Here is a 7,644-nt window from a genome sequence, read left to right as displayed (position 1 = left end):
GACCTGGTGGGCGATGTCGAGCGCCGAGATCGGCTCGTCGAGCAGCATGACGCCGGCATTCTGCGCCACCAGCATGGCAAGCCAGGCCCGCTGCCGCTCGCCGCCGGAAAGCTCGTCGACCAGACGGTCGGCGAAGCCGGCCATGTCGGTCAGCGCCAGCGCCTCCTCGATATGCCGCCTGTCCTCATGGCCGAAACGGCCGAGCGCGCCATGCCAGGGATAGCGCCCGAGCGCCGCCAGTTCCCGCACGGTAAGCCCGGTCGCCGCCGGCGTCGTCTGCGGCAGATAGGCCAATGCCCGCGCCAGCTCGCGCGCGCTCCAGCCGGCCAGCGGCCGCTCGGCGAAGCTGATCGCGCCCTCGCTTGCCGGCTGCTGGCGCGCCAGAAGCTTGATCAGCGTCGACTTGCCGGAGCCGTTGTGGCCGATCAGACCGTAGACGCGCGCGCGTTCGAGCTCGAGCGAGACCGGTCCGAGCAGAGTCCGCTCGCCGACGGCGAAACGCACCGCTTCGACACGGAAGGCAGTCTGAACTCCAGCCACGCTCTGGCCTTTCTGCAACTCGGGCTTGCGCATTCCTCGGCAAGCGGTTTCCAGCTGCCATCGACGGTTGACTAAGAAACATGAGTTTAATAGTCAACTATGAGGTGACTTTTTGAATCAACAAAAATGTCATGAGGCCCCGGCGCACGGTCGAATTGCGCCATTGCTGCCAATGTGGCGCCTCTGCGGGGTCATGACCCTGGCTATGGACTGCGATACCATCTCCGGCCACGATGGCTCCCTGCGTGAGGCAAGCCCCCATGATCAAGGCGATCCCGTTCGATTTTCCCTATGACGGCCGGCTGGTGCCGGAACACACCGCGCTGCTGGTCATCGACCTGCTGGAGGACTTCCTGTCGCCGACCGGCTATTTCGCCAGAAAGGGATACGACCCTTCGCCGCTCAGGGCGATCCTGCCGGCGGTGAACCGGCTGATCGCGGCAGCCCGCGCCGCCGGCCTGACCATCGTGCACACAAGGCAAGGCTACCGCGCCGACATGGCCGACATGACGCCTTACGAGAAATGGCGCCGCCAACGGGCAGGGCTCGACGGCACCGACATCCTGCTGCGCTCCAGCCCGGGGTTCCAGATCGTCGCCGATATCGAGGTGGCGCCGCAGGACATCGTCGTCGACAAGACCTGCAACGGCGCCTTCACCTATACCGACCTGGAGCTGGTCCTGCGCGCACGCGGCATCACGCATCTCCTGTTCACGGGATGCACGACCGACGTCTGCGTCCACACCACGCTGCGTGAGGCCTGCGACCGCAACTTCCAGTGCCTGACGATTGCGGACGCCTGCGCCAGCGGCGGCAGACAGGCGCATGAGGCCGCGCTTCACATGGTGACGGTCGAGGACGGCGTCTTCGGCGCGCTGGCGGATTCGGACGCCGTCATCGAAGCGCTGGCCCGGCCTGCCGGCAGGCCGCGCTGACGACCCGGTCAGGCCCGGGCGCGGGATCCCGATGGCAGGCGCGGCGCCAATGCGCCGGATTGCGTCACGCTGCTCTCGAGACGCGCCAGTGAATTGGCGATAAGCGTGACAGTCTCGCGACCCGCCGTCGCGATCTCGCGCGGACGGTCGATGCCGCCGATCATGAATTCATGGATGCCGAGCCCCGCATAGGGCAACAGCGACAACGCGATCTCGGCCGGCGACCCGGAAACCTCAACCGCCTTGTGATCGGCGACGCCTTCATCTTTTTGCGATCGCATGCGCACGGGCAGCGCGAAGCGCAGTTTGCCGGCCCTTCCATGCTCGGCGGCGGCGGCGCGCACGCGCTCGATCAACTGGCTGACCTCGTCGGGCGAACCGGCGGACAGTTCGAAGACATCCGCGTGCCGGCCGGCTACCCTGAGCGCCGTTCCCGACTGGCCGCCAAGCCGGATCGTCACGTCGGCGCCGTGCGGGCCCTTGCCGGGCACATAGCCGCCTTTGACGCTGTAGAAGGCGCCTTCATGGTCGAACGGCCTGTCGTTCGACCACAGGCGCTTCAAAAGCACCAGATATTCGTCAATACGCTGCCACACCACGGTGTGCCCGACCGGGCGCGCCTCGGCATCCTCATCGCTGAGCGGCTCGCTCAGCATCCTGAGCGACAGCCGGCCGCCGCTCCTGGCGTCGAGCGCGGCAAGCTGCCTGGCCGCCACCGTCGGCTCGACCACGCCAGCCCAGTGGGTCAGCACCACCTCCAGCGACGCGGTGCGCTTCAGCGCCTGCGCGGCTATGTCCATATTGGTGAGCAGGCCGGCCGGATCGTCGACGACGATCTTCTGAAAGCCGACATCCTCGATCAGCGACAGTTTCGTCGCGGTCTCGGCGAAATCGTAGAAGAAGCTGCCATAGGCAGACTTACCCGGAACATGCGTGAACTCGATTGGCATTGCCATCTCCTTCATCACGTTTGGAATCGCATATCAAAACCACAGGGCGCGCGAAAACGCGCCGCCGACGCGGCTCACTCAACTCCGGTTGCCTGAAAGCGTTAGGCCGCCACCCCCGTGGTTCCCGCGCCTCAGGGAATGAGGCCCACAACGACTGCCCCGGTGAACACGAACGCAAGGGTGAAAACGAGATAGGCGAAGGCCCCGCCATAGGCCGGCCGCCAGCTCTGGCCGACGGTTTGTCCCCTGCGGTCTGTCTGGGTGTTTTGGTAATAGGACATGTCGGCCTCCGTCTCACCCTTAATCTATAAAGTTAGTAGACTTTGTCGATTGCTATTTTTCCGCGATCCGAAGAACGAATTTCTCATATCGCGCTGGACATTGGTTTGGCTTGCTGCGTCTGCCCTATGCAGGGGAAACGGCTGCGGAGATGATGACGCCGCCCCGGATTTCGGCGGTCGCGCTGGAGTCGGCGATGCGGCCAGCGAGCTTGGCCATCCGACACGCGCGGGTTAGCATCGTTGCCGGTTCACGCGTGAAGCATCAACAGACGGAGAAATCAATGGGCGGAAGGCTGGCGGGCAAGGTCGCGATCATATCGGGCGGCGCGACGGGCATGGGTGGAGCGGCCTCGGAGCTCTTCGCGGCGGAAGGCGCCAAGGTGGCGATCGTCGACCGCAACGGCGAAGCGGCGGCGGCGACCGCTGCCGCGATCCAGGCACGCGGCCATGTCGCGGCGCATTTCGTCGCCGACGTTTCCGACGAAGCGCAGGTCGAGGGAGCGGTGAAGGCGGCGGCGGCAAAGCTCGGCCCCGTCACCGTGCTGTTCAACCACGCCGGCACCATCGTGATAAAGCCGTTCCTGGAGACGACGCTCACGGAATGGGACTGGCTGCACGCCGTGAATGTGCGCTCGATGTTCCTGATGACGCGCGCCGTACTGCCCGGCATGATCGCGGCGGGCGGCGGCTCGATCGTCTGCACCTCGTCGATCTCGGCGGTGGCGGCGACGCCGAACGAGGTGCTCTACGACACCACCAAGGGCGCCTGCCACATGTTCGCCCGCGCCATCGCGGTCGAATTCCGCGACCGCAACATTCGCTGCAACGCCGTCTGTCCCGGCTTCATCCGCACCCCGCACGGGCTGCGCGAGGTGGCCGACCTGGGGAAACTCGGCGTCGACGTCTCCGACGCGGCACTCGCCGCCCAGCAGGGCCGCATCGGCGAGCCGGAAGAAGTGGCGAAGGCCGCATTGTTCCTGGCCAGTGACGAATCCAGCTTCGTCAACGGCGCGCATCTCTTCGTCGACAACGCCTTTACGGCGATGTGAAGCGTCCCAGGCTTGGCGCTCTTCCTCTCCCCCCGTCGATCGGGGGAGAGGAAAGGGCGCCAAGTCCTCTACCGCTCTTCCCTCCGAAACGGCTTCAGCAGCGCCGAGGGCGCGACCGCATTGCGCGACATGAAGGCCATGGCGACGATCGTGAAGATGAAGGGCAGCATCAGGAAGGCTTCGTAGGGGATGTGGCCGAGCCCACTTGCCTGCATCCTGAGCTGCAGCGCATCGACGAAGGCGAACAGCAGCGCCGCGCCCGCCGAGCGCCACGGGTCCCAACGGCCGAACACGACCAGCGCGATCGCCACCCAGCCGCGCCCGGACACCACGCCGAAGGTGAAGGCGTTGAACTGCGCCATGGTGAGAAACGCGCCGGCGAGCCCCATCAACGCGCCGCCGAGGATCACCGCCTGGAAGCGCGTGCCAATCACGCTGACCCCGGCCGAGTCGGCGGCGCGCGGGTTTTCGCCTACCATCCGCACCGAAAGCCCCCATGGCGTGCGGTAGAGCACGAGGGCGGCGAGCGGAACGGCGATGATCGCCAGATAGACAAGCGTAAACTGGTTGAACACCGCCGGGCCGAGGATCGGAATGTGCGAAAGCAGCGGGATCGGCTCGGGCTGGAAACCCTTGATGCTCGGTGGCACCGACTGCTGGCCGAAGATCGGCCGGTAGAGGAAATACGCGAGCCCCGAGCAGAACAGCGTCACGCCGATGCCGCAGACATGCTGGCTTAAGCCCAGCGCCACCGTGAACAGCGCATGCACCGCGCCCATCAGCGCGCCGGTCGCCACGGCAACCAGCACGCCGAGCCACAGGCTGCCGCTCATGCTGGTGGCGGTGAACCCGGCCATGGCAGAGAGCAGCATGATGCCTTCGATGCCGAGATTAAGCACGCCGGCGCGCTCGGAGAACATTTCGCCAAGCGTGGCGAAGGCAAGCGGCGTGGCGATGCGGATGATGGCGGCAAGGAAGCCGACCTGAAAGATCTGCTCGAACACCGCGCTCATTTCGCGACCCGCCGAATTCGATAGGCGGTGAACAGCAGCGCCACCAGCATGGCAAGCAGCGCCGTGCCCTGGATGACGTCGCTGAGGAAAGCCGGCACGCCGGTCGCGCGCGACATCGCCTCGGCCCCGGTCATAACCGCGGCAAGGAAGAGCGCCGCCGGCACCACGCCGAGCGGATTGAGCCTGGCCAGCATGGCGACGACAATGCCGGAATAGCCGTAGCCGGGCGAAATGTCGCTCATCACCTGGAAATGCACGCCGCCGACCTCGCCGACGCCGGCCAAGCCCGCCAGCGCGCCGGAGAGCAGTGCGGTCGAGATGAGCACGCGCTGGACGTTGATGCCGCTGTAGCGGGCCGCTTCCGGATTCTCGCCGGTGACACGGATGCGGAAGCCGAGCGTCATGCGCGCGATCAAGAACCAGCAGAGCGGCGCGGCGATCAGCGCCGCCACGACGCCGAGATGCAGCCGCGTGCCCTCAATCAGCACCGGGAAATTGGCCGAATCCTCGACCGGCGGCGAGATCGGATAGCCGCTGAAGCTATCCTTCCAGGGCCCCTCGATCAGCGCCATCAGCGCGTAATAGATGACTGAGTTGAGCAGCAGCGAGCTGACCACGTCGTCGACCTTGAACTTTACGCGCAACGTGGCGGGCACCAGCGCCACGGCGGCGCCGGCCGCGGCGCCCGCCAGCGCCATCAAAAGCATGGCGAGATAGCCCGGCATCGGGATGGCGCCGACGAAGCAGCTTGCCACAGCGCCCGCCAGCAACTGGCCCTCGGCGCCGATGTTCCAGAATTTCGCGCGGAAGGCGATCGCCACAGCAAGGCCGGTGAAGATCATCGGCGCGGCGCGCACCAGCGTCTCGGTTATGGCGTAGCTGTCGCCGAGCGAGGCCGACAGCATCACGCCATAGGCCTCGATCACGCCGGCGCCGGCGATTGCTATCAGGCCGCTGCACAACACCAGCGTCGCCGCGATCGCCAGCAGCGGCAGTGCGAGATTGAACCAAGCCGGCGTCGACGTACGGGCTTCGAGGCGGAACATCAGGCGTGGCCCCCCGCTCGCCAGATGTCGGCGCCGCCCCTCATCCGGCTGCCGGCACCTTCTCCCCGTATAGTGACGGGGAGAAGGTGGCTGGCCGCAGCCGTCACACCCTTCTTGCAACGCTCGCGATTGGCGAAATCATCGATGAAAGCGCTCCTCTCCCCGTCTCTATACGGGGAGAGGGTGCCGGCAGGCAGGTGAGGGGCGGCGCCGGCGTTCGAAATCAGAGGCAAACCCATGCTTTACGCCCTCCCCTCCACGCCGGTCATCATCAGGCCGAGCCTTGCGACGGTGGCGTCCGCACCGGCGAGTGTGCCGGCGATGCGGCCCTCATACATCACCGCGATGCGGTCCGAGAGCATTAGCAGTTCCTCGAGGTCCTCGCCGATGACGATGATGCCGCAGCCCTTGGCGCGCATGGCGAGGAACTTCTCGTGGATGAAGCGGGCAGCGCCGATGTCGAGGCCGCGCGTCGGCTGCGACACGATCAGCACTTTCGGATCGAAGGCGAGCTCGCGCGCCAGCAGTGCCTTTTGCAGATTGCCGCCGGAGAGCGCGCCAGCGCGCACCATCGGCCCCGGGCAGCGTATGTCATAGGCCTTGATCTGTTCCTCGGCGAAGGCGCGGATGGCGGACGGATTGAGCAGACCCTTGCGGCTGAACGCCTCGGTGCCGATGCGCGGCAGCACCATGGAATCGGCGAGCGGCAGATTGGTCACCAGCCCGGTCGTCATCCGGTCTTCCGGGATACGGCCAAGGCCGAGTGCCTGTACCGCGCGCGGCGAGAATTGCGCAACCGCTTTGCCGGCTATCGTCATCGCGCCGGCCTTCGGCGCCAGCATGCCGGAAATGACGTCGGCCAGCGCCCGCTGGCCATTGCCGGAGACGCCGGCGATGCCGAGGATCTCGCCTTCCCGCACCGAAAGCGACACATCTCGCAACGCGGTGCCGAGATGACCCGACGTGGAAATGCCGTCGAGGGTAAGCACCGTCGCGCCTGGCGTCGAGGGCCCTCTGGCCGGCGGCAAGATCTCGCGGCCGCACATCAATTGCGCCATGGCGGACGACGTCGTGTTGGCGGGGTCGTCGACGCGGCCCGCGACCTTGCCGTGCCGCAGCACCACGCAGCGATGCGTGAGTGCCCGTACTTCGTTGAGCTTGTGCGAGATGAAAATGATGCCGAGCCCCTGGCCCGCCATCGAGCGCAGGGCGGCGAACAGGCCGTCGACCTCACCTGGCGCCAGCACCGCCGTCGGCTCGTCGAGGATCAAAAGCTTCGCGCCGCGAAACAACGCCTTGATGATCTCCAGCCGCTGCTGCTCGCCGACCGACAGCGCCGAGACCGGCAGCGTCGGATCGAGGCTCAGCCCATGCTGGCGGCCGATCTCCTTCAGCCGCGCCAACCCGCCGGCGCGGTCGATGCGGCCCGACTTGCCCGGAATGCCGATCAGGAGGTTCTCGAGCACCGTGAGCCGCGGCGCCAGATGAAAATGCTGGTGCACCATGCCGATGCCGGCGGCGAGCGCGTCGGCCGAACTGTGGATGGCGACCGGCCGGCCCTCGACCAGTATCTCGCCGGCGTCAGGTGCATAGGCGCCGAACAGCACGTTCATCAGCGTCGTCTTGCCGGCGCCGTTCTCGCCAAGCAGCCCAAGGATCTCGCCCGGTGCGACGCTGAGATCCACGGCCTCGTTCGCCTTGACGGCCCCGAAGCTCTTGGTGATGCCGCGCATTTCGATGAGTGGGGCGGACAAGGGATACTCCTGGTACCCCTCCCCCTTGAGGGGAGGGTGCCGAGCGAAGCGAGGCGGGGGGGGGCACCCCAACCGC

General features: G+C 66.6%; 8 protein-coding genes. 2 read left to right on the top strand and 6 right to left on the bottom strand.

Going from position 1 to position 7,644, the window contains the following annotated elements; all coding sequences use genetic code 11:
• The coding region (locus tag EN781_RS19900) for an ATP-binding cassette domain-containing protein (protein WP_189347701.1) at positions 1-540 on the bottom strand (540 nt) is incomplete at its 3' end.
• 260 nt (positions 541-800) lie between these two features.
• Here EN781_RS19900 and EN781_RS19895 point away from each other — a divergent pair.
• Complete coding sequence (locus EN781_RS19895) at positions 801-1,475, top strand: isochorismatase family cysteine hydrolase (protein ID WP_126057549.1); 675 nt, start codon at positions 801-803, stop codon at positions 1,473-1,475.
• Positions 1,476-1,483: 8 nt separating this feature from the next.
• Here EN781_RS19895 and EN781_RS19890 read toward each other — a convergent pair whose 3' ends face one another.
• Both EN781_RS19890 and EN781_RS19885 read right to left on the bottom strand, forming a co-directional pair.
• A complete protein-coding gene (locus EN781_RS19890; protein ID WP_126057548.1) occupies positions 1,484-2,425 on the bottom strand; it encodes an LLM class flavin-dependent oxidoreductase in 942 nt (313 codons plus the stop codon).
• A 131-nt stretch (positions 2,426-2,556) separates the two neighbouring features.
• Positions 2,557-2,706, bottom strand: a complete 150-nt coding sequence (locus EN781_RS19885; RefSeq protein WP_126057547.1) for a hypothetical protein — start codon at positions 2,704-2,706, stop codon at positions 2,557-2,559.
• A 281-nt stretch (positions 2,707-2,987) separates the two neighbouring features.
• On the opposite strand from EN781_RS19885, the gene EN781_RS19880 reads away from it, so the two are divergent.
• Positions 2,988-3,755, top strand: coding sequence for an SDR family oxidoreductase (locus EN781_RS19880; RefSeq protein ID WP_127400253.1), 768 nt, complete (start codon positions 2,988-2,990; stop codon positions 3,753-3,755).
• 68 nt (positions 3,756-3,823) lie between these two features.
• Here EN781_RS19880 and EN781_RS19875 read toward each other — a convergent pair whose 3' ends face one another.
• The 3 genes from EN781_RS19875 to EN781_RS19860 all read right to left on the bottom strand — a co-directional run bounded on the left by EN781_RS19875 (position 3,824) and on the right by EN781_RS19860 (position 7,568).
• Positions 3,824-4,768 (bottom strand): ABC transporter permease, encoded by a 945-nt coding sequence (locus tag EN781_RS19875; protein ID WP_126057545.1) that lies wholly within the window; start codon positions 4,766-4,768, stop codon positions 3,824-3,826.
• Complete coding sequence (locus EN781_RS19870) at positions 4,765-5,814, bottom strand: ABC transporter permease (RefSeq protein ID WP_126057544.1); 1,050 nt, start codon at positions 5,812-5,814, stop codon at positions 4,765-4,767. The genes EN781_RS19875 and EN781_RS19870 overlap by 4 nt, the downstream gene beginning before the upstream one ends.
• 242 nt (positions 5,815-6,056) lie before the next feature.
• Positions 6,057-7,568 (bottom strand): ABC transporter ATP-binding protein, encoded by a 1,512-nt coding sequence (locus tag EN781_RS19860; RefSeq protein ID WP_126057542.1) that lies wholly within the window; start codon positions 7,566-7,568, stop codon positions 6,057-6,059.
• Between the last annotated feature and the right edge of the window lie 76 nt (positions 7,569-7,644).

Source organism: Mesorhizobium sp. M4A.F.Ca.ET.090.04.2.1 (assembly GCF_003999085.1).
Classification (GTDB): Bacteria; Pseudomonadota; Alphaproteobacteria; order Rhizobiales; family Rhizobiaceae; genus Mesorhizobium.
This window is presented reverse-complemented; position numbering and strand designations above follow the sequence as displayed.

What these genes read in the sequence shown, in the direction of transcription:
- EN781_RS19895 (WP_126057549.1), top strand. Translation starts at nt 801, where the DNA reads ATGATCAAGGCGATCCCGTTCGATTTTCCCTATGACGGCCGGCTGGTG.
- EN781_RS19890 (WP_126057548.1), bottom strand. Translation starts at nt 2,425, where the DNA reads ATGCCAATCGAGTTCACGCATGTTCCGGGTAAGTCTGCCTATGGCAGC.
- EN781_RS19885 (WP_126057547.1), bottom strand. Translation starts at nt 2,706, where the DNA reads ATGTCCTATTACCAAAACACCCAGACAGACCGCAGGGGACAAACCGTC.
- EN781_RS19880 (WP_127400253.1), top strand. Translation starts at nt 2,988, where the DNA reads ATGGGCGGAAGGCTGGCGGGCAAGGTCGCGATCATATCGGGCGGCGCG.
- EN781_RS19875 (WP_126057545.1), bottom strand. Translation starts at nt 4,768, where the DNA reads ATGAGCGCGGTGTTCGAGCAGATCTTTCAGGTCGGCTTCCTTGCCGCC.
- EN781_RS19870 (WP_126057544.1), bottom strand. Translation starts at nt 5,814, where the DNA reads ATGTTCCGCCTCGAAGCCCGTACGTCGACGCCGGCTTGGTTCAATCTC.